Annotated in this window: 19 protein-coding genes; 11 read left to right on the top strand and 8 right to left on the bottom strand. The window is 70.0% G+C overall.

Going from position 1 to position 20,688, the window contains the following annotated elements:
• The first annotated feature begins 103 nt into the window (after positions 1 to 103).
• Positions 104 to 1,258, top strand: a complete 1,155-nt coding sequence (locus tag NV348_RS09905) for a lipase family protein (protein ID WP_447146784.1) — start codon at positions 104 to 106, stop codon at positions 1,256 to 1,258.
• A gap of 34 nt (positions 1,259 to 1,292) precedes the next feature.
• The gene (gene rsmA / locus NV348_RS09900) at positions 1,293 to 2,174 is read left to right on the top strand and encodes a 16S rRNA (adenine(1518)-N(6)/adenine(1519)-N(6))-dimethyltransferase RsmA (RefSeq protein WP_447146783.1); all 882 of its coding nucleotides are present in this window, start codon (positions 1,293 to 1,295) and stop codon (positions 2,172 to 2,174) included.
• A 367-nt stretch (positions 2,175 to 2,541) separates the two neighbouring features.
• Here rsmA and NV348_RS09895 read toward each other — a convergent pair whose 3' ends face one another.
• Complete coding sequence (locus tag NV348_RS09895) at positions 2,542 to 2,751, bottom strand: heavy-metal-associated domain-containing protein (RefSeq protein ID WP_447146782.1); 210 nt, start codon at positions 2,749 to 2,751, stop codon at positions 2,542 to 2,544.
• A gap of 186 nt (positions 2,752 to 2,937) precedes the next feature.
• Here NV348_RS09895 and NV348_RS09890 point away from each other — a divergent pair, with 186 nt between their 5' ends.
• Positions 2,938 to 3,873: a 4-(cytidine 5'-diphospho)-2-C-methyl-D-erythritol kinase gene (locus tag NV348_RS09890; protein WP_447146781.1), complete on the top strand. Its 936-nt coding sequence runs from the start codon at positions 2,938 to 2,940 to the stop codon at positions 3,871 to 3,873.
• A 3-nt stretch (positions 3,874 to 3,876) separates the two neighbouring features.
• Here the strand turns inward: NV348_RS09890 and NV348_RS09885 are convergent, their stop codons facing one another.
• Positions 3,877 to 4,080: a hypothetical protein gene (locus NV348_RS09885; protein WP_447146780.1), complete on the bottom strand. Its 204-nt coding sequence runs from the start codon at positions 4,078 to 4,080 to the stop codon at positions 3,877 to 3,879.
• A gap of 38 nt (positions 4,081 to 4,118) precedes the next feature.
• Here NV348_RS09885 and NV348_RS09880 point away from each other — a divergent pair, with 38 nt between their 5' ends.
• Positions 4,119 to 5,909 carry an ABC-F family ATP-binding cassette domain-containing protein gene (locus NV348_RS09880; RefSeq protein ID WP_447146779.1) on the top strand — a complete coding sequence of 597 codons (1,791 nt, stop codon included), beginning with the start codon at positions 4,119 to 4,121 and terminating at the stop codon, positions 5,907 to 5,909.
• On the opposite strand, the gene NV348_RS09875 is transcribed toward NV348_RS09880, so the two are convergent.
• Positions 5,906 to 6,748 carry an Abi-alpha family protein gene (locus NV348_RS09875; protein WP_447146778.1) on the bottom strand — a complete coding sequence of 281 codons (843 nt, stop codon included), beginning with the start codon at positions 6,746 to 6,748 and terminating at the stop codon, positions 5,906 to 5,908. The two genes, NV348_RS09880 and NV348_RS09875, sit on opposite strands and share 4 nt — an antisense overlap.
• Positions 6,739 to 8,061, bottom strand: a complete 1,323-nt coding sequence (locus NV348_RS09870) for a hypothetical protein (protein WP_447146777.1) — start codon at positions 8,059 to 8,061, stop codon at positions 6,739 to 6,741. The genes NV348_RS09875 and NV348_RS09870 overlap by 10 nt, the downstream gene beginning before the upstream one ends.
• A 326-nt stretch (positions 8,062 to 8,387) precedes the next feature.
• Here NV348_RS09870 and NV348_RS09865 point away from each other — a divergent pair, with 326 nt between their 5' ends.
• Both NV348_RS09865 and NV348_RS09860 read left to right on the top strand, forming a co-directional pair.
• Positions 8,388 to 9,260, top strand: a complete 873-nt coding sequence (locus tag NV348_RS09865) for an Abi-alpha family protein (RefSeq protein WP_447146776.1) — start codon at positions 8,388 to 8,390, stop codon at positions 9,258 to 9,260.
• Positions 9,261 to 9,527: 267 nt separating this feature from the next.
• On the top strand, positions 9,528 to 10,076 hold the full coding sequence (locus NV348_RS09860) for a nuclear transport factor 2 family protein (protein ID WP_447150991.1): 549 nt from the start codon (positions 9,528 to 9,530) through the stop codon (positions 10,074 to 10,076).
• Positions 10,077 to 10,099: 23 nt separating this feature from the next.
• Here the strand turns inward: NV348_RS09860 and NV348_RS09855 are convergent, their stop codons facing one another.
• The gene (locus NV348_RS09855; RefSeq protein ID WP_447146775.1) at positions 10,100 to 11,740 is read right to left on the bottom strand and encodes a peptide chain release factor 3; all 1,641 of its coding nucleotides are present in this window, start codon (positions 11,738 to 11,740) and stop codon (positions 10,100 to 10,102) included.
• A 434-nt stretch (positions 11,741 to 12,174) separates the two neighbouring features.
• Here NV348_RS09855 and NV348_RS09850 point away from each other — a divergent pair, with 434 nt between their 5' ends.
• Positions 12,175 to 12,792, top strand: a complete 618-nt coding sequence (locus tag NV348_RS09850) for a 50S ribosomal protein L25/general stress protein Ctc (protein WP_447146774.1) — start codon at positions 12,175 to 12,177, stop codon at positions 12,790 to 12,792.
• Positions 12,793 to 12,816: 24 nt separating this feature from the next.
• Complete coding sequence (gene pth / locus NV348_RS09845; protein WP_447146773.1) at positions 12,817 to 13,395, top strand: aminoacyl-tRNA hydrolase; 579 nt, start codon at positions 12,817 to 12,819, stop codon at positions 13,393 to 13,395.
• 332 nt (positions 13,396 to 13,727) lie between these two features.
• Here pth and NV348_RS09840 read toward each other — a convergent pair whose 3' ends face one another.
• Positions 13,728 to 15,371 carry a fatty acyl-AMP ligase gene (locus NV348_RS09840; RefSeq protein ID WP_447146772.1) on the bottom strand — a complete coding sequence of 548 codons (1,644 nt, stop codon included), beginning with the start codon at positions 15,369 to 15,371 and terminating at the stop codon, positions 13,728 to 13,730.
• A 109-nt stretch (positions 15,372 to 15,480) separates the two neighbouring features.
• On the bottom strand, positions 15,481 to 15,987 hold the full coding sequence (locus NV348_RS09835; RefSeq protein ID WP_447146771.1) for a lysophospholipid acyltransferase family protein: 507 nt from the start codon (positions 15,985 to 15,987) through the stop codon (positions 15,481 to 15,483).
• 25 nt (positions 15,988 to 16,012) lie between these two features.
• Here NV348_RS09835 and NV348_RS09830 point away from each other — a divergent pair, with 25 nt between their 5' ends.
• Positions 16,013 to 16,567 (top strand): TetR/AcrR family transcriptional regulator, encoded by a 555-nt coding sequence (locus NV348_RS09830; protein ID WP_447146770.1) that lies wholly within the window; start codon positions 16,013 to 16,015, stop codon positions 16,565 to 16,567.
• Here the strand turns inward: NV348_RS09830 and NV348_RS09825 are convergent.
• Complete coding sequence (locus NV348_RS09825; RefSeq protein WP_447146769.1) at positions 16,564 to 17,742, bottom strand: aminotransferase class V-fold PLP-dependent enzyme; 1,179 nt, start codon at positions 17,740 to 17,742, stop codon at positions 16,564 to 16,566. The two genes, NV348_RS09830 and NV348_RS09825, sit on opposite strands and share 4 nt — an antisense overlap.
• Before the next feature lie 133 nt (positions 17,743 to 17,875).
• Between NV348_RS09825 and egtA the strand changes: the two genes are divergently transcribed.
• Both egtA and egtB read left to right on the top strand, forming a co-directional pair.
• Positions 17,876 to 19,159: an ergothioneine biosynthesis glutamate--cysteine ligase EgtA gene (gene egtA / locus NV348_RS09820; RefSeq protein ID WP_447146768.1), complete on the top strand. Its 1,284-nt coding sequence runs from the start codon at positions 17,876 to 17,878 to the stop codon at positions 19,157 to 19,159.
• Positions 19,160 to 19,260: 101 nt separating this feature from the next.
• Complete coding sequence (gene egtB, locus NV348_RS09815; RefSeq protein ID WP_447150990.1) at positions 19,261 to 20,553, top strand: ergothioneine biosynthesis protein EgtB; 1,293 nt, start codon at positions 19,261 to 19,263, stop codon at positions 20,551 to 20,553.
• Positions 20,554 to 20,688: the final 135 nt, after the last annotated feature.

The raw sequence follows: 20,688 nt of genomic DNA, 5'->3' as shown, positions 1-20,688 counted from the left end.
GCTGCGATCGCAGCCGCCGTCACCGCCGGTTCGCTGACCGCGCGAACCGACGGCCGATCTGTACACTCGTCCAGGAAATGTCGCCTGGTGGAGAGTGAATCCGTTGCCGAAGACCACGATCCGCGCGACGGTCGTCGCCGCCGTCACCGCGAGCGCGCTGTTGGCCGCCGGGTTCGCCCCCGCGGCCGCCGAAGCGCCCGGCACGATCATCTCGGTGGAGCGCAAGCCCGCGGGCTGGCACGGACTCGAGCACGGGTCGGTCGTCGAGTACTGGATGACCGACTCGGCGGGCGTCGCGCGCCCGGCCAGCGGCGCGGTCTATCTCCCGGACGGTGACGCCCCGGCCACCGGCTGGCCGATCCTGGCCTACGACCACGGCACCTCCGGCTCGGGCCCCGGCTGCGGCGGCCAGGCCGATCCCGAACTGGCGGCGCTGCCGCTGCATCGCGCCGCCGAGGACGCGCTCATCAAGCGCTTCGTCGACCAGGGCTACGCCGTGGTCGCCCCGGACTATCTCGGCCTCGGCCGTTTCGAGACCGGCCCGCACCCGTACCTCGAGGTGCGCAGCGAGGCCACCGCCACCATCGACCTGGTCCGGGCCGCCCGGGCCGCCGATCCCGACCTGTCGCGCACCTGGAGCGTGCTCGGGGTCTCGCAGGGCGGGCACGCCGCACTGAGCACCGCGCACGTGCAGCGGAGCTATGCCCCCGAGCTGGACTTCCGCGGCACCATCGCCGTCGACGCCGCCTCCGACGTGGAGAAGGTGCTGCCGTTCATCGGCCCCGAGCTACCGGAGATCCCGGTGCTGTCCGCGGCCACGTCGTTCGTCGTCAGCATCCTGGCCGGGCTGCGCGCCACCCACCCCGAGGCCGACGTCGACTCCTACCTGACCCCGTTGGGCAAGGCGCTCGTCGACGCCGCGGGTGAGCGGTGCCTGGACGAGATCGTCGCCACGGCCAAGGGCTTGTCCGCGCGTGACCTGCTCGCCCGCCCGCTGACCGGCCTGCGCGACGTGCTCGCCGCGTACATGACCCTGCCGACCAGCGGCTACGACGCCCCGATCCTGCTGACCATGAACGTCGCCGACACGATCGTGCCGTCCCCCCTGCACGCGGCGCTGGTCGCGCAGTTCGCCGCCAACGGCGTCGACCAGCAGGTGATCCCCGGCAACGGCACGCACGGCTCGGTGTCGGCGGAGCAGCGCGCGGCGATGGACGCCTTCCTCGCGCGGATCCACGCCGCCCCGCCACAGCGCTGAGCTGCTCGATCGGCCGGGTTGGTAGGTTCTAGCGGTGCCCGAACCAGAGATTCCCGCGCGCGGTAGCGCCGCCCTGCTCGGTCCCGCCGAGGTGCGGACGCTGGCCGAACGTTTCGGCGTCCGGCCGACCAAGCAGCTCGGGCAGAACTTCGTGCACGACGCGAACACCGTGCGCCGCATCGTCACCGCCGCGGGCGTCGGTCCGAAGGACACCGTGCTCGAGGTCGGTCCCGGTCTCGGCTCGCTGACCCTGGCGCTGCTCGACGTGGTCGACCGGGTGGTCGCCGTCGAGATCGACCCGGTGCTGGCCAACTACCTGCCCGAGACCGTCGCCGACCGCGCCCCCGGCCTGGTCGATCGCCTGCAGGTCGTCGAGGCCGACGCCCTGCGCGTGCGCCCCGACCAACTGCCCGCCGAGCCGACGGCGCTGGTCGCGAACCTGCCCTACAACGTGGCGGTCCCGGTGCTGTTGCACCTGCTCGCGGTGCTGCCGAGCATCCAGGTGTCGCTGGTGATGGTGCAGGCCGAGGTGGCCGACCGGCTGGCGGCCGAACCGGGCAACCGGGTGTACGGGGTGCCGAGCGTCAAGGCCGGTTTCTTCGGCAAGGTGCGCCGGGCGGGTGCGGTCGGCACGCAGGTCTTCTGGCCGGTGCCGCGCGTGGAGTCGGGCCTGGTCCGCATCGATCGCTACGCCGAGGCGCCGTGGCCGATGGACGAGGCGCATCGCAGGCGGGTGTTCGAGGTGATCGACGCCGCGTTCGCGCAGCGCCGAAAGACGTTGCGCTCGGCCCTGTCCGGCTGGGCAGGCTCGCCGGCGGAGTCCGAGCGCAGGCTGGTGGCCGCGGGCATCGATCCGACCGCCCGCGGCGAGACGCTCGACACCGCGGCGTTCGTCCGCCTGGCCGCCCAGGGCTAGTCCGCGAATCGCGGCTCCCCGCAGGAGAACCCGCAGTACACCGGCCGTTCATCGGGGCCCCCACACGCACCCTGTGAAAGCAATTGTGGACAACCGGTTTTCGCCGCCCACGAAGATGATCATGATCCGCGGACGACATCACCGGTCCGGGACGAAAACCACCGGCCGACACCCCGCCGAGCACAGATGTGGATGACACTGTGGATGATTCCCGGCGCCCCGGCGCCGGATGAACCGCCGGTAAACGCCACAGCGCCCACCACGTTTTCGGCCGCCTCGCGTCCGAGGGGCGAGACGTAACGCCGAAGGCGCAGTATCGCCCCTCGGACGCGAGGTCACGAGGCCGAAAACCCGCGGCGCCAGCCGCCTATGATCCAGCCAGTTCGTATCCCGCCTCGTCGACCGCGGCGGCGACCTCGGATTCGGTCAGCTCGTTCGCGCTGTCGACCTTGACGAGACCGCTGGCCAGGTCGACGTCGACGCTGGTGACGCCGTCGATCTTGCCGATCTCCTGCTTGACCGAGCTCACGCAGTGTCCGCAGGTCATCCCCGTGACGGTGTAGGTGGTGGTGGCCATGGCCGACTCCTTCGCTCTTCGATCATACGGTCCAGGGGTATATCCCCGACACGACTGAACATACCCCCCATGGGTACCTGGCGCAAGCCCTTCCGGTCCCGGGGTGTGCGGGATAGCCCACACCACCCGGGCGGGCGCGGATTCAGCGCGCGTACTCGTCGGTGTAACCCGTTACGCTTGGTGATCGTGCTGTCAGTTGTGCCCAGCCCGGTCGTCGTGCGCGCTCCTTCGAAGGTGAACCTGCATCTCGGAGTCGGTGATCTGCGTCCGGACGGCTATCACGACCTGACCACGGTCTTCCAGGCATTGTCGCTGGCCGACGAGCTCGAACTCGCCCCGTCGGCCTCGCTGGCCGTGCGGGTCACCGGTGAGGGCGCGGCCGAGGTGCCGACCGATCGGGAGAACCTGGTCTGGAAGGCCGCGGTGCGCTTGGCGCATCTGGCCGGGCGCGCACCGCTGGTGGAGATCGCCATCGCCAAGGGAATTCCGGTCGCGGGTGGCATGGCGGGCGGCAGTGCCGACGCGGCCGCCGCGCTGGTCGGTTTGAACGAACTGTGGGACCTGGGCCTGGGCCGGGACGAGCTGTCCGCGGTGGCCGCCGAACTCGGCAGCGACGTCCCGTTCGCGCTGCACGGTGGTACCGCCCTCGGCACCGGCCGTGGCGAGCGGCTGCTTCCGGTGCTGTCGCGCAACACCTTTCACTGGGTGCTCGCGCTGGCCAAGGACGGCCTGTCCACCCCGTCGGTGTTCCGGGAACTCGATCGACTGCGTGCCGAGGGCGATCCGCCGCGGCTGGGCGATCCGCAGAAGCTCATGCAGGCGCTGGCCGCGGGCGATGCGCGCACCCTGGCGCCGCTGCTCGGCAACGATCTCCAGGCCGCCGCGCTGTCGCTGAAACCGCAGCTGCGGCGCACCCTGCGCGCCGGGGTCGGGGCGGGCGCGCTCGCCGGCCTGGTCTCGGGATCCGGTCCCACCTGCGCGTTCCTGTGCGAGACCGAGGAGGCGGCGATCGCGGTGGCGGCCGAACTGGCCGGTGCGGGCGTGTGCCGCAGTGTGCGCACGGCCAGCGGTCCGGTGCCGGGGGCGCGGGTGCTCGACACCGAGGCGCACGGCAAGCACTGAGCGTCAGCCGATGATGTCGGCGAGGGTGGCCTGGGTGACCAGCGGTTCGGGGTCGTCGTAAACCAGCAGGCCGAGGGGGGAGGAGGGGGCCGTCGTCGGCGCGACGGGCCCAGTCGAACCGGGCGATCGGACCGGAAACGGGGAGGCCGAGGCCAGTGTGCGCGGAGCGGATCGGACCGCCGCCGACCGGGCAAGTAGGCTCGTCACGGCCCCACAGTCGCGCGGAAGGCGGGCGAGCAACACCTATGTCCAACCTGATCAACCTCGAACAGGTCTCCAAGAGCTTCGGCATCAAGCCGCTGCTGGACGACGTCTCGCTCGGTGTGCACGCGGGAGAGCGGATCGGGGTGGTCGGTCTCAACGGCGGCGGCAAGACGACGCTGCTCGAGGTGCTGACCGGTCTGGAGCAGCCCGACAGCGGCCGGGTGAGTCGGGTCGGCGGGCTGCGGATGGCTGTGGTCACCCAGCGCGGCGTGCTGCCCGAGGGCGCCACCATCGGCTCGATCGTGCTCGCCGGACTCTCCGACGACCTGTCCACCGTCGACATCGCCGAACACGAATGGGCCGCCGACGCGCGCATCCGCTCGGTGCTCGACGGCATCGGCATCGCCGACCTCGGCCTGGACACCCCGGTCACCAATCTCTCCGGTGGCGAGCGCCGCCGCGTCGCGCTGGCCGCCGCGCTGGTGCGCGACCTGGACCTGCTCGTCCTCGACGAGCCGACCAACCACCTCGACATCGAGGGCGTGCAGTGGCTGGCCGAGCACCTGGTCGCCCGGCGCACCGCGCTCGTCGTCGTCACCCACGATCGCTGGTTCCTCGACACCGTCGCCACCCGCACCTGGGAGGTCGTCGGCGGCAAGGTGGAGACCTACGAGGGCGGCTACGGCGACTGGATCTTCGCCCGCGCCGAACGTGCCCGTCAGGCCGACGCCAGCGAGGCCCGGCGCCAGAACCTGGCCCGCAAGGAACTCGCCTGGCTGCGCCGCGGCGCCAAGGCCCGCACCTCCAAGCCGCGCTACCGGGTGGAGGCCGCCGAGGCGCTGATCGCCGACGTGCCGCCGCCGCGCGACTCGGTGTCGCTGGCCGCGTTCGCGCGCAAGCGCCTGGGCCGCGTGGTGATCGAACTCGAGGACGCCACCCTCACCACGCCCGACGGCCGCGTGCTGGTCGACGATCTGACCTGGCGGCTCGCGCCGGGCGAGCGGGTCGGTCTGGTCGGGGTCAACGGCTCGGGCAAGACCACGCTGCTGCGCGCCCTGGCCGGTGACGCCGAACCCAGTACGGGCAAGCGCATCCAGGGCCAGACCGTGCAGATCGGCTGGCTGCGGCAGGAACTCGACGACCTGCCCACCGATATGCGGGTACTCGAGGCCGTGCAGCAGATCGCCCAGCGAATCATGCTCGGCGACAAGGAGATCTCGGCCGGTCAGCTGGCCGAACGGCTCGGCTTCACCCCGGCCCGGCAGCGCACGCCGGTCGGCGATCTTTCCGGTGGCGAGCGCCGCCGCCTGCAGCTGACCCGCATCCTGATGGCGGAGCCGAACGTCCTGCTCCTCGACGAGCCGACCAACGACCTCGACATCGACACCCTGCAGCAGCTGGAGGACCTGCTCGACAACTGGGCCGGCACGCTGGTCGTCATCAGCCACGACCGCTACCTGGTCGAGCGCATCTGCGACACCACCTGGGCTCTGTTCGGCGACGGCAAGCTCACCAACCTGCCCGGCGGCATCGACCAGTACCTCACCAAGCGCGCCACCTTAGCGACCTCGGCCAAGCCCGCTGCCGCGAAACCGGCTGCCGCGACCACGGACTCGGCCGACCGCCGCGCCGCCCGCAAGGAACTGTCCCGGCTCGAGCGCGGCATCGCCAAACTCGACGAACGCGAACAGAAACTGCACGTCGCCCTGGCCGACGCCGCCACCGATCCGGACAAACTGGTAAAGCTCGGTGCCGAATTGAAAGAGGTTGTCGCGGAAAAGGAAGCCGCTGAAGAACGCTGGATGGAACTCGCCGAGCTGGCCGAGACCTAGGTCGCGGTTTCGCGCCCGTCGCCGATCACGACGGGTAGGCAGGTCTGCACGAAGTCGGCGCCGAATTCGGTGAGGATGATGCTGCGGTAGCTCACCTTGGTGCCGAAGCCGCGCTTCAACGCGTCACGCACCTGCTCCTGCGCTTCGATCAGCTGGTAGCGGCTCGGGTTGCCGACCGGTTCGCGGGTGGACTCGATGAGCCCGAGCCTGCGCAGGTTGGGCAGGTATTGCGGCACGCGGTTCGGGAAGCGCAGACCGGCGTGCTCGCCGATCAGGGTCAGCCCGCTGATCAGGCGCTCGCCACCGAACGCGCGCTGCCGTCCGGTGCGCACATCGAGCGCGGGTTGCGGTCCGTCGACGTGCATGAACCGCAGGATCCGCGCTTCGTCGGGGGTGATCTCGGTCAGGATGCCGGGGTAGGCGGGGTGCGTATCGGGCTGGGCCGCATGCGTACTGGCCGACAGCCGCAGCAGTTCGGCGCCCTGTTCGCGCAGCGTCGGCATGCCGCCGTCGCCGGGGTGCTCGGTGCCGGCGGGCAGGCCGAGCGCGTGCCGGAGCCGGTCGCGCACTTCGCCTTCGGCTTCGGCGAGGACTTCCTTGGGCGGGGTGCCCGCCATGCTGCCGCGCAGCACGGTGACCGTGACACCGAGGGCGGTGTCGAGGGTCCACAGCGTCATCCCCGAGGCGGCGGTGAGCGCGACCCGCGCGACACCGGTCGCCGCCCGCACCGTGCGCACCGGCGAGACGGGCAGCACGCCACGTCGGTCACCGGTGGCTTCGATCGGCGGTACCGTCCGTCGCACCAGTTCGGTGGACGGGGTCCCGTCGTCTATATCCATGTCGTCGCTACTCCTGTTCCGAAGACCAGGATATGAGCGTATCCGGCGAGCAGCCCCAGCGCGCCGCCATGGACGAAAAGCAACCATTCGTCCTGTTTGATGGCCGAACGCAGCATGTCCACGAAGTCGTGCGGGGACAGCGCGGACATTTGCCGGGCGATGTATTCGTTGACCTGCCTGCCCTGTTGGACGTTGAACGCGGGGTCGGCGAAGGCCATCGGGGCGATCGTCATCGCCTCGGCGGTGAGCGTGGACTGCAGTGAGTCGTACTCGCGGCGGCCCAGCATGAACTTCACCGCGGGCCGGGCCGGGCCGAGCGCGCGATCGGCGGCCGGGCGCAGGGTGTCCTCGAGCATCTGCAGGGTGCGGTCCGAGCGCGGGCCGTTGAGCAGTTCGTCGCCGATATTGGCGACGGTGACGACCTCGGTGGAGACGAGTTCGGCGTAGCCGGCGGTGATCTCGGGCTGGCGCTTGATCAGCAGACCCTGCCGCCACGGGCACCACCACTTGGGCGTCGCCGGCGCGAAGATCATGTTGATGCCGACCCAGTTGACCACCCAGCCGATGATGATGCCGCCGATGGGCAGCACGATCAGCGGCGAGAGTCCGGTGGTGTGCAGCGCGAGCACGAGCAGCAGGCCGCAGGGCGCGCCGAAATAGAAGCCGAAGTTCTGCATGAACCGCAGTTCCTTGGCGCCGAGCACCTGGAACAACTGGTTCAGCAATTGCGGCCGCGCCTGGAAATAGCGGATGACCATCTGCTTCACATCGAGCAGTTGATCGATATTGGTGCCGAGTTCGGTGGTGAGTTCGCGCAGGATCTCCGGCAGCTGCGAGCGCACCCGCTGATGCACCATCTCGCGCACCTGGGTGGGCAGGTTGTACCAGAGCTGCGGGTGCTCGCGGCGCAGGATCACTTCGACGATATCGCTGATCTGGGCGTCGGCGACTTCGGCCAGATGTTCGGCCAGCTTCTCCGGATCGAGCTCGCGGTAGAAGTCGGACACGCTGCCGAGCTTGGACAGCCCCTTGTCGACGGCGATGCTGGCCATCTTGTCGGCGCGCGAGGGCACGATGCCCTGCCAGCCGATCCGCCCGTCATAACTGAGCAGCGGCAATATCTGGATCCGCTTGGGCAGGTACGGGAAGATCGCGCGCAAGCCGGGCAGCTTCACGCCGTGGAACTTGATCGGCTGGAACAGCATCAAAATGCCGGTCCAGTTCGTGATGTAGCCGATTATTCCTGTGAAAAGAGGAATGGTCAGAATTTCTAGCAGGAGTGTCGGATGTAACCCGAACACACTCTCCAACACGACACCCTCCTGCCGTAATCCGGTGATCACCGCCTCACCGGCTCCCAAAATTAGCACCCCCGTGCCGCGGTGACCCTACTGTGAGGTGCGGAACTGGGTCCATTCGTCGTGTGCCAGGCCACAGGGTAGTGTCTGAGACATCAGTCACAGAACCTGTCCCGAATGCCGTATTCGCCCTGGCGAGTCGGAACAATGAGCACCACCACATTGGGTGACAGGCCACAACCAGCGCGTTCAGGGGGCGTGCTGCGTACGCACTGTGCTTGGAGCGTGGTCGGGCAATAATCTGTGGGCGATCGTTCCCATGTGAGACTTCGGAGTAGGACGTGACAGACGACAGGACCGGACAGGACCTGGCCCGTGCCGGTACCCGCGCCGTCGAGCGCAGCTCGGATGTCGAGCAGCGACAGATCAGTAACGAAGCCCGGTTGATCCGCGGGGTGTTCCGCGCCGCCGGATTGGCGGCGGGCACCGCGGTGCGCGGCAGCCAGTGGGCCGTCGGCACCACCTACGAGGTGACCAAGGAACTGGCCCAGGCGGCCCTGGACGGCGAGTCCTCGGCCGATATCGCCGAGCGCACCGGCAATGCCCTGCGCTCGATCGCGCGCAGCGCGCTCGGCGTCACCGAGGGGTCGGTGCGCGAGATCGTCAGCTACGTGCCGACGCCCAACGGGTCGACCCAGCAGGCCGTCACCGTCGGCCCCTACCTGCGCTCGGCCAGCACCGAGGACCTGCGCCGCCGCGGCGACGCCCTGCTGGCCCGCTCGGCCGACGTCTACTTCACCGAGGACGTGCACCCGGCCTACGACCGCATCCTCGACGAGATCGCGCCCGACGAGGCCCGCATCCTGCGGTTCATGGCCCTCAACGGTCCGCAGCCCTCGGTCGACGTGCGCACCAACCGGCCGCTCGGCATCGGCTCGGAGCTGGTGCAGGGCGATCTGACCTCGGTTCCGGAACAAGCGGGCGTGCGCTACCCCGACCGGGCCAGGTCATATCTGATCAATCTCAACCGCCTCGGCCTGACGTTCACCTCCGAGGACCCGGTGGTGCTGAGCCGCTACATGGTGCTCGAAGTGCAGCCCGTGGTCGAGGAAGCGCTCAAGAAGGCGGGCCGCGCGCCGAAGATCGTCCGCAAGAGCCTGCGGCTGTCGGAATTCGGCGAGGACTTCTGCCGCACCTGCTTCACCATCGGGTAGCTGAGACAGCGCGGGCTGCGGGCGCCGGAGGTCACGCTCCGGTGTCGGCAGTGATAGCGATCAGATACAGATCCGGCACTGCGCTCGTTTCAGTGGGATCGTGGAGTGATGGAGCAGGGGCCCGGATCTCCGAACGTGCGCGTCGACGAACCTGTCGCGCCCGCGTCGGCGCGGCATGGTCCGCTGCTGCCCGGTGACCACGAACCGCTGGTCCCCGGGACGGCGACGGGGGAGGACCGGATGGCCGAGATGCCGCCCATGGACGCGATGGACGACGACCGGCCCGAGCCGGTCGAGCGCCCGCCCGACCATCCCGACGACCTCATCGCGATCAGCAGGCTCAAGTTCCGCTATCTGCGGGCGCTCGACACCAAGTCCTGGGACGAGTTCGCCGACACCCTGATCCCCGAGGCGACCGCCACCTACAGCGAATACCTGCAGTTCGAGTCGCGCGAGGCCTTCCTGGCCTTCCTGCGCAACACCCTCGGACCGCACGTCATCACCGAGCATCGCTGCGACCACCCGGAGGTCGATGTCGACGGCGACACCGCCACCGGCACCTGGTACCTGGCCGACACGGTGATCATTCCCGAGCACAACATGTGCCTGCGCGGCGCGGCCTTCTACACCGATCGCTACGTCCGCTGCGAGGACGGGCACTGGCGCATTTCGCACACCGGCTACGAGCGCACCTATGAGGTCGTATTCTCGCTCAGTGATCTGCCCAGCCTGCGCGTGACCGCGAGCCGCTGGGGCATGATCGCCCAGGAGAATCACATCTCCTCGGTGGAACGCAACCCCGGACCGGCCGCGTAGCGCCGACTCAGACAGTTGACCAGTTAGTCGGCGGTCGCGACGAGCGGTTCCAGCGTGAGCTTCGGGTGTTCCTTCTCGATGTACTGCAGCCGCCATTTGTCACTGAACAGGGCCAGAATGGCGCCGTCGGTGCGGGTGAACACCTCGACGCCGCGCTGGCGGTCCAATTCCGGCGCCGATTCGGCGTCGGTGCGCCGGGCCAGCGTGAAGGGCAGGAAATCCAGCTGGGTTTCCACATTGAACTCCGCCTGCATGCGGGCGGTGACCACTTCGAACTGCATCGGGCCGACGGCCGCCAGCACGGGTGAGGCGTCGCCGCGGGCGTCGTTGCGCAGCACCTGCACCACGCCCTCGGAGTCGAGCTGGTCGATGGCCTTGCGGAACTGCTTGTACTTGCCCGCGCTCTGCGCGCGCAGCGTCGCGAAATGCTCGGGGGCGAAGCTCGGGATCGGTGGGAACTCCACCTTCTTGTCCACGAACAGGGTGTGGCCCGGCGCCAGCGCGGTCGCGTTCACCAGGCCGACCACATCGCCCGGGTACGCGGTGTCGACGGTGGTGCGCTCGCGGCCGAACACGGTCAGCGCGTACTTGGTGGCGAACGGGCGACCGGTCTGCGCGTGCGTGACGACCATGCCGCGCTCGAACTCGCCGGAGACGATCCGCATGAACGCCAGCCGGTCCCGGTGCGCGGTGTCCATGCCCGCCTGCACCTTGAAGACCACCGCGCTGAACGGGTCGCCGGTCTCGCGATCCTTGCCCGCCACATCGGCGCGCGCGCCCGGCGCGGGCGCCAGCGCGACCAGGGTCTCCAGCAGCTGACGCACACCGAAGTTCAGCATCGCCGAGGCGTAGATGACCGGCGAGGTCTGCCCGGCCAGGAACAGTTCCTGGTCGTGGTCCTGACCGGTGGCCGAGAGCAGTTCACTCTCCTCGGCGGCGGTCGTCCACGCCTCGCCCTCGCGCGCCTCGGCCTCGGCCGGGGACAGCGATTCCTCCGGCGCGATGGTCGCGCCACCGGCGGTGCGGGTGAAGTGGATGTACTCGCTCGCCTCGCCCTCGGGGCCGCGGCGCAGCAGGCCGCGGAAGTCGCCCGCGATGCCGACCGGCAGGAACAGCGGGGTGGGGGTGAGGCCGATCCGCTCGCTGATCTCGTCGAGCAGTTCCAGCGGCGCCTGACCCGGGCGGTCCCACTTGTTGATGACGGTGATGACCGGGATGCCACGGTGACGGCAGACCTGGAACAGCTTCAGTGTCTGCGGCTCGAGGCCCTTGGCCGCGTCGATCAACATGACCGCGGCGTCGACCGCGGTGAGCACGCGGTAGGTGTCCTCGGAGAAGTCGGAGTGACCGGGGGTATCGACCAGGTTGATGACATTGTCGACGTCGGACCCGGCGGCGCGGTAGTTGAACTGCAGCGCGGTCGAGCTCACCGAGATGCCGCGGGCCTTCTCCATCTCCATCCAGTCCGACACGGTCGACTTGCGACCGGCCTTACCGTGGATCGCGCCGGCCTCGGAGATCATCTTGGCGTGCAGCGCCAGCGCCTCGGTCAGCGTCGACTTACCCGCGTCGGGGTGCGAGATCACGGCGAAGGTGCGGCGGCGCGCGACCTCGGCGGGTAGTCCGCGCGGGGTAGGGACGGCGCTTTCTCCGGACTCGGTCAACGCGGAACTCCTGTATTTTCGGCGGCTGGCGCCGCGGGGGTTTGCGGCCCTTCTGGCCTCAATTTCGGCGGCTGGCGCCGCGGGGGTTTGCGGCCCTGCTCGCCTCGCATCCGAGGCTCGAGACTACGCCTTCGGCGTTACGCTTCGAGCCTCGGATGCGAGGCGGCCGCAAACCCGTCGTGGTTGCGGTGGGGGGGTGTGGTGCGGCTTCGCGGCGGCGGGTGGGCCGTTTTTCTGTGGATATGCCGATGCGGTATGGTGGTCGGGTTGTCTCGGCGAGGGTGAGTTGCCCCTAGTGGTTGTACTCACCGTGATCGACGCGGCTCGGCCTTCCCGGTCGTCCTCGTTCGTTCTTCGTCCGACGAGTAGACGTTGACCCCGCAGATGGGTCGCCCACTGACCAGCCCGGAAGAGCCGTAGGAGCGCATTCAGTCATGTCCGACGTGAACCAGATCGAAGCCGCCGTCCGCACCGAATTCGGTAAGGGCGCCGCTCGCCGTACCCGTCGCGACGGCAACGTCCCCGCCGTGCTGTACGGCCACCAGGCCGAGCCGCAGCACCTGAGCCTCAACGCCAAGGCCTTCGCCGCCATCCTGCGTGAGCACGGCACCAACGCCATCCTGAACCTCGTCGTCGACGGCAAGCAGCAGCTCGCGATGACCAAGTCGGTCGTGGTCCACCCGATCCGCCGCTACATCGAGCACGCCGACCTGCTGATCGTCAAGCGTGGCGAGCGCGTCACCACCGACGTCAACGTCGTGGTCACCGGCGATGCCGCCGCGGGCACCCTGATCACCCAGGAAGCCAACACCCTGTCGATCGAGGCCGACGCGCTGAAGCTGCCCGAGTCCATCGAGGTCTCGGTCGAGGGCATCGAGGCGGGCACCCAGATCCTGGCCGGCACCATCGCGCTGCCCGCGGGCGTCACCCTGGCCGGTGACCCGGAGGCGCTGATCGTCAACGTGATCGCCGCGCCGTCGGCTTCCCAGCTCGAGGAAGAGGGCGAAGCCGCCGCCGAGGAGACCGCCGAGTCGGCTCCCGAGTCCGAGTAAGACTCCTGCACTACGGTTCGGCACATGACCGAATCTTCCGGGCCCGCGCTCGTGGTGGGGCTGGGTAACCCCGGCCCCGAATACGAGCGCACCCGCCACAATGTGGGCTTCCTGGTCGCCGACGTGCTCGCTGAGCGCGTCGGCGGCCGTTTTGCCGTGCACAAGAAGTCCGGTGCGGATCTGCTGCAGGCCCGCCTGGACGGGCGCCAGATCCTGATCGCCAAGCCGCGCACCTTCATGAACCTGTCCGGTCGGCCGGTGGCCGCGCTGGCCAAGTTCTTCTCGGTGCCCGTCGATCAGGTCATCGTCGTCCACGACGAACTCGATCTGCCGTTCGGCACGATCCGGCTCAAGCAGGGCGGCGGCGAGGGCGGCCACAACGGCCTGCGCTCGATCTCGCAGGCCCTGACCACCAAGGACTACCTGCGTACCAGGATCGGCATCGGCCGTCCGCCCGGCCGCCAGGATCCGGCCGACTACGTGCTCAAGCCGTTCGCGGCCCCGGAGCGCAAAGAGGTCCCGGTGATCGTCGAGCAGGCCGCCGACGCGGTGGAGCTGCTGCTGAAGGTCGGGCTGGAAACCGCCCAGAACTCGTTACATTGAGCGGTGTTGTTGGAGCGCTGGCGCGCTCGGGTTCGCGGCCCCTTGTGTCCCGCCGGTCAGGCGCCGTTGCTTGCTCCTTCGTCGCTTGCGCAACGGCGCCTGACCGGCGGGACGGCCGCGAACCGCCGCTGCGCGGCGGCCCCTCCTCGAGGTCGGGGCGTGCGTGGCTGGGCAGTGGCGGGTCGGTTCTCGCGAGCCGCTGCTGCGCGGCGGGCTCTTCTGGGGTCGGGCGTGCGTGGCCGATGGCGGCGGGTCGGTTCTCGCGAGCCGTCGCTGCGCGGCGGCCCCTCCTCGAGGGCGGGGCGTTGGGGCCGGGCAGCGACGGGTCGGTTCTATCGCAGGTGTACCGCCGTCGCCGCGCGGCGGAGCTTGCCCGACGACGTTTTGGGCAGTGCTCCGGGGCCGAGTACCGCGACCGTGCGGGGGCGGGCGCCGACCTCGCCGAACACCTCGTGCACGATCTCGCGCTCCATCCTCTTCACCTCGTCGGGGTCCTGGTAGTCGTTGGATTCCACCACCACGGCGAAGCTTTCGCGCTTCTCGCCGGCGTCCAGGCGCACCGCCACCGCATTGCCGGGACGCACGCCGGACACCCGCATCGCGGCCCGCTCGATATCGGTCGGGTAGATGTTGCGGCCGCCCATGATGATGACGTCCTTCATCCGCCCGCACACCACGACCAGCCCGGCCTCGGTGAGGTAGCCGATGTCGCCGGTGTCGAGCCAGCCCTCCTCGTCCTGCGCGGCCCGGAACCCGTCGACGGTCACGTAGCCCGAAGTCACCGCAGGCCCACGTAATTCGATGACGCCGACCGTGCGGACCGGCAGCGGCTGCCGTTCGGCGTCGACGACCCGGCCTTCCAGGTCGTCGACGAGGTGGCCCAGCGTCGGCAGCCTGCGCGGGGTGCCGTGGTGGCCGTCCTCGGCGACCGGCACCGCCTTGCCGACGGCTTCGAGCAGATCGGCGTCGATGACGTCGAGCACCATGCCGTGGCCGGGGTCGGGAATCGAGACGGCCAGGGTGGTCTCGGCCATGCCGTAGACCGGGGTCAGCGCCATCGGGTTGAGCCCGAAGTGCTTGCCCGCCTCCGCGAGCGCGATCATCGTGTCCGGGTCGACCGGTTCGGCGCCGTTCCACATGTAGCGCACGCTGGACAGGTCCATCGAGCCCGGCTCGGCCTGGCGCAGCCGCCGGGCCAGCAGCGAGTAGGCGAAGTTCGGTGCCGCGGTGACGGTTCCGCGGTACTTGTCGATCAGCTCGGCCCACAGCAGCGGCCTGGCCAGGAAGTCGAGCGGGGTCACGCAGACCACCTCGGCACCGAATTGCATGGGTACGCTGAGGAATCCGACCATGCCCATGTCGTGGAACAGCGGCAGCCAGCTGATCATCACGTCGTCGTCGAGCTGGAACTTGACGCGATTGAACATCGCGTGCGCGTTGACGTTGAAGTTGCCGTGGGTGATCCGGACGGCCTTGGGTGATCCGGTCGATCCAGAGGTCAGCTGCTGCAGCGCGATATCGGATTCGCCGGTCGGCACCGGGTCGGTATCGGGACCATCGTGCAGGTCCTCGATCTTGACCACGGCGATCCCGCGCTCCAGCAGCACGGGCTCGGCAGCGGCGAACGGCGCGCCGAGGACGACGGCCTTGGCCTCGATCATGTCGAGCACCGTCTCGGTGTCGCGCACCCAGACCGCGAGGTCGGTCCGCGGAGTCGGCTGGTGCAGCATGGTGATCGAGGCGCCACGCATCCAGATGCCCTGGCAGACAGGGGCGATGTCGACGGGCAGGCCGGCCAGGACGCCCACCGCGTCACCGTGCTCGATCCCGGCGGCCGCGAGGCCACCCGCCATCCGCCGCGCGACGCGGTGGATATCCCCCCAGGTCTGCCGCAACGGCGCCTCCGGCTCCCCGGTGACCAGCCCTCTGTGGCTGGTCAGCGCAGTGGCAAACATTTCGTCGGTGAACCTGCTCAACGTCGGACTCCCTTTACGCCAACGATCGGTTACGGCCGTGCTCCCAACAGAAAATCCCGCCCCGCCCACCCGGTGTTAACCCCGACTGACAACCGAGCGTCCTCGCCGATCAGCGTTCGGCGGCAAAGGAGGCAGCGTAGCGGTCCACATATGGTCTACCCGATTGCATCGCAATTTCCCGCATCAGCTGGTCAGTTGCCACTCTGACCTGGGCCCGGTGCACCGCTGCCGGGTACCTCCGCGCCGGCTGGATGCTGATGCGCACCTTGGTGAAACGCAACAGTTTCCGACCGCGGGGGTTCATGCGGTCGGTTCCCTCCAGCACCACGGGCACCACCGGCGCCCCTGTAGCCATGGCAACGCGTAGCGCCCCGGTGCGACCACGATAGACCCTGCCGTCCACCGATCGGGTGCCCTCCGGGTGAATTGCCCAGGCGCCGCCCCTGTCGAGGATCCGGGTGGCCGCCGCGAGGGCGTCGGCGGCCGCGTCACCACCGGTCCGGTCCACCGGCACCTGCCCGGCGGCGGTGAAGAACCAGCGCTTGGCGCGTCCGCGCAGCCCCGTGCCAGCGAAGTACTCCTGTTTGGCGAGGAAGGTGAGCGGGCGCGGGATCACCAACCGGGTGTGCAGAATTGCCCGTATGCCCGAATCGTTGCGCGAGCGCCTGATCGACACCGGTGTCGACCTGCTCGAACGTGACGGCAGCGGCGAGCTCGGGCTCCGGGCCATCGCCAGGGCCGCCGGCGTCTCGCACGGTGCGCCGCGCCGCTGGTTCCCCACTCACGGTGCCCTGCTGGCCGCGATCGCCGCGCGCGGCTTCGCCGACCTGATCGACCGCATCGCCGCGCTCGCCACGATCGACGACCCGCGTGAACGGCTGCGCCGGATGGCGATCGACTACGTCGACTTCGCGCTCACCCGGCCCGAGATGTTCACGCTGATGTTCCGCCACGATCTGCTGGCCGGCTCGGGCGAGGACCTGCGCGCGACGACGAAACCGCTGTACGCGCAGATCGTCGCCCTCGTCGCCGCCGCCCGGCCGGGCACCGATGCCACCAGCACGGCCCTGCTGCTGTGGACCAATGTGCACGGCATGGCCACCGTCGCCGCCAACCGGACCCTCGAAGTCGTTGCCCCCGGCGCGGATCCGCGGGCGCTCGCCGACCGCATCGTCGGCGAGCATCTCGCGGGTTAGCGGGTGATCTCGGCCAGCGCGGCGACGAAGCGGTCGAGATCGTCGGTGTCGACGAAGTAGTGCGGGGAGGCCCGCACGATCGCGGGCAGGCCGCGGGCGGTCATGTCCAGCAGGGCGGAGCCCGCGTGGCTGACGGTCACGGTGACGGCGTGCTCGGCGAGCCGGTCGCGCAGCTCGACCGGATCGTGACCGTCGACGGTGAACGAGACGATCCCGCTGTGCTCGGTGCCCAGGTCGCGGACGGCCACCCCGGGCACGCCGGGCAGGGCTTTGCGCAGGTAGCCGGCCCGGTCGGCCACGGCGGCGTAGACCTCGTCGGGGCCGAGGGCGAGTAGGTAGTCCACGGCGGCGCCGAGCCCGAGCCGGGCGGCGACGTTGTACTCCCAGAACTCGAAGCGGGACGCGTCGGGGGCGAGGCGGTACTCGTCCGGGCGCACCCACTGCGCGCTGTGCAGGTCCAGGCGACCCGGCTCCATCGTGCGCGCCAGTTCGTCGCGGACGTAAAGGAATCCGGTACCGCGCGGGCCGCGCAGCCACTTGCGTCCGGTGGCCGAGAGCGCGTCGACGCCGAGTGCGCCGACATCGATGGGCAGCTGGCCGATCGACTGGCAGGCATCGAGCAGTACCAGCGCGCCCGCCTCGTGGGCGATCCGGGTCGCCTCGCCGACCGGGTTCACCAGGCCGCCATTGGTCGGCGCGTGCTGCAGCGAGACCAGCTTCACCCGCTCGTCCAGCATGGCCGCGAGGGCGTCGGTGTCGAGGCGACCGGTGTCGTCGCTGGGAATGTGCTCGACCACCGCGCCGGTCTGCCCGGCGCGCTGGAGCGCGGCGATGGCGTTGCTGGCGTAATCGGCGCCGGAGATCAGGATGCGGTCACCGGGACGCAGGGCGACGGAATACGCGAAATCGGCCCATGACCGGCTCGCGCTGTCGCTGAGCGCGATGGTGTCGGCGGTGGCGCCGATCAGGGCGGCGATCGAGGTCTTCACCGCGGCCAAGTCGTCCAGGCGTTCGTTAGCTGCACAGTAGCCACCGATCTCCGCTTCTCGCCGCAGATGGGCGATCACGGTGTCGGTGACCACCTGCGGCGGCAGCGACGATCCGGCGCTGTCGAGGAATACCTGCCCGGACGCGAGTCCGGGAGTGTCGGCTCTGATCGCTGCGGGGTCCATCATGGCGACGACCCTACCGCCGCCGAGCTGTTCCCCATTTGGACACTTTTTCTGTCGGTACTCGTCGCTACTCTGGAATGAGTCGGTTGCACCAGCACGCGGTTTCCACCGCAGTACCCAGCACGCGGAGGTTGGCATGGCGGTCACTCTGGAACGTTCATCGTGGCCTGATTCCGCCACCGACCAGGGCGAACTGTCGTCCAGGGCGGCGGCGGAGGCCTATGTCGGCGGGGTCTGCTTCAAGCTCGGACCACCGGCGCTGATCGGCGCGGAACTGGAGTGGCTCACCGCCGGGCCCACCGGTGCGCGCCCCTCGCTCGAGCTGATGGCGGTGGCCCTCGGGCCCCACGCACCCACCTCGATCGCCCCGGCCTCGGCCGCGGCACCCCTGCCCGGCGGAAGCAGGGTCACCATCGAACCCGGTGGTCAGATAGAAATCTCCAGCGCTCCGTTCGCCGATCCGGCGGTGCTGACGCAGCAGCTCGCGGCTGATGCGGCCCGTTTGCGGGACCTGCTCGCCGCCCACGGAATCGGCATCGAATCCGCCGCCGCCGACGCTCGTCGTCCGGCCGAACGACTCCTCCGGCTACCCCGCTACGCGGCCATGGAACGCCGGTTCGACGGCGTCGGGCCGTTCGGGGCCCTGATGATGTGCAATACCGCGGCCACCCAGGTCAGCGTCGACGCGGGCGCCGATCCCGACGAGGTCAGGGCCCGCTGGACGGCGCTCTACGTCCTGGGACCGGCGCTGATCGCCGCCTTCGCCTGCTCGCCCCGGCTCTACGGCGCTCCGCAGGGCGCATGGGCCTCCCAGCGGATGCGCACCTGGCTGCGGCTCGACCCCTCGCGCACCCGCCCGCCGGTGGCGGACTGGTCCGACCCGATCACCGCCTACGCGCACTGGGCGCTGGACGTGCCGCTGCTGTGCGTGCGCTGCACCGAGCACGACGCCGACTGGTCACCGCCGCCCGGTGCCACCTTCGCCGACTGGCTGGCGGGCGCGCTCGACGACGAGGTCGGCCGCCGTCCCGGCACCGCCGACCTGGACTACCACCTGACCACCCTGTTCCCGCCGGTCCGGGCGGCGGGCCACCTCGAGGTGCGCTACCTCGACACCCAGCCCGGCGACACCTGGACCACCCCGATCCACCTGTTCGACGCGCTGTTGTCCACGCCCGCGGTCGTCGCCGAGGCGACCGCCCTGGCCGCGCCGATCGCGGGGGAGTGGCTGGGGGCGGCCCGCACCGGCCTGCTCGATCCGCAGGTGCGCCGCGTCGCGGTAGACCTGCTCGAACTCGCCGCACAGCACGCCCGATCCGCGCCCGCCGCACAGGAATTGGCGCTCGCCGCCCGCCGATGTCGGTCCGGCCACAGTCCCCTCGCCGTGGCGCGTGCGCGCAACGGGTCGGGCGGTTCGTGACAGGCTGCGCTCCCACCGGTCCGATGACGTTGTCGCCCACATCTTTCGGAGTTGATCCCGTGACCCTTTCCGCCCCCGCCGATCACCGCGACCGCGACCGCATGCGCGAGCGGATCGCCGAGGTATTGCAGCGGGCCCGCCGCCGCACCGCCGTCCTCACCGACAGAGTCGACGAGGCCGACCTCGTCGCCCAGCATTCGCCACTGATGAGCCCGCTGGTCTGGGACCTCGCCCACATCGGCAATCAGGAAGAGCTGTGGCTGGTCCGCGATGTCGGTGGCCGCGAGGCGGTCCGGGCCGATATCGACGAGCTCTACGACGCGTTCAAACACGCCCGGGTGAACCGTCCCGCGCTGCCGCTGCTGAATCCCGGCCAGGCGCGCGGCTATGTCGGCACGGTGCGCGAGAAGGTCTGGGACGTCCTGGATTCCAGCACGCTGTCCGGTGATCCGCTGGTGGACAACGGTTTCGCCTTCGGCATGATCGCCCAGCACGAACAGCAGCACGACGAGACCATGCTCGCCACCCATCAGCTGCGCCTCGGCGCGCCGGTGCTGTCGGCACCGCCCGCACCCACCGCGCCGACACCGGTCGACGGCGAGGTGCGCATTCCCGCAGGCGAATTCCTGATGGGTACCTCCGCCGATCCCTGGGCCCTGGACAACGAGCGCCCCGCGCATCCGGTGCACGTGCCCGGTTTCGCCATCGATATCGCGCCGGTGACCAACGAGCAGTACCTCGCGTTCATCGACGACGGCGGCTACGAGCGGCCCGAGCTGTGGTCGGAGCGGGGCTGGGCGCACCGGCAGGAGGCCGGGCTGGTCGCGCCACAGTTCTGGGAGCGCGACGGCGCGCGGTGGACCCGCGTGGCCTTCGGCGCGCGAACCCCATTGCGGCCGCGTCAGCCGGTCGTGCACGTGTGCTGGTTCGAGGCGGAGGCCTACGCGCGCTGGGCGGGCAAGCGCCTGCCGACCGAGGCCGAATGGGAGAAGGCGGCCCGATTCGATCCGGCCACCGGCGACTCCCGCCGCTACCCCTGGGGCGCGGACACCCCGGACGAGCACCTGGCCAACCTCGGCCAGCGGCACCTGGAACCCGCCGAGGTCGGCGCTTACCCGGCCGGCGTCTCGGCGACCGGCGTACACCAGCTGATCGGTGACGTCTGGGAATGGTGTTCCTCGGGCTTCGAGGCCTATCCGGGCTTCCGCGCCTTCCCGTACCGGGAGTACTCGGAGGTCTTCTTCGGCGGCGACTACCGGATCCTGCGCGGCGGCTCGTTCGGCACCGACGAGGTCGCCTGTCGCGGCACCTTCCGCAACTGGGACCACCCGATCCGCAGGCAGATCTTCGCCGGGTTCCGGCTCGCGCGTGACCTGCGAGTGGACGAAATCTGATGCGCGGTGGTGACTTCACCGAGCGGGGGCCGCACCCGGCCCACCGAGCGGGAACGGGCGGGTGTCCGCAGCGGCGTGCGGGCGGCGCACCGCTGCGGGGTTCGCCGGTGCCCGGCGATGCCCGGCCCGTGCGGT

The sequence above is a fragment of the Nocardia fodinahabitans genome, from assembly GCF_052983615.1.
This window is presented reverse-complemented; position numbering and strand designations above follow the sequence as displayed.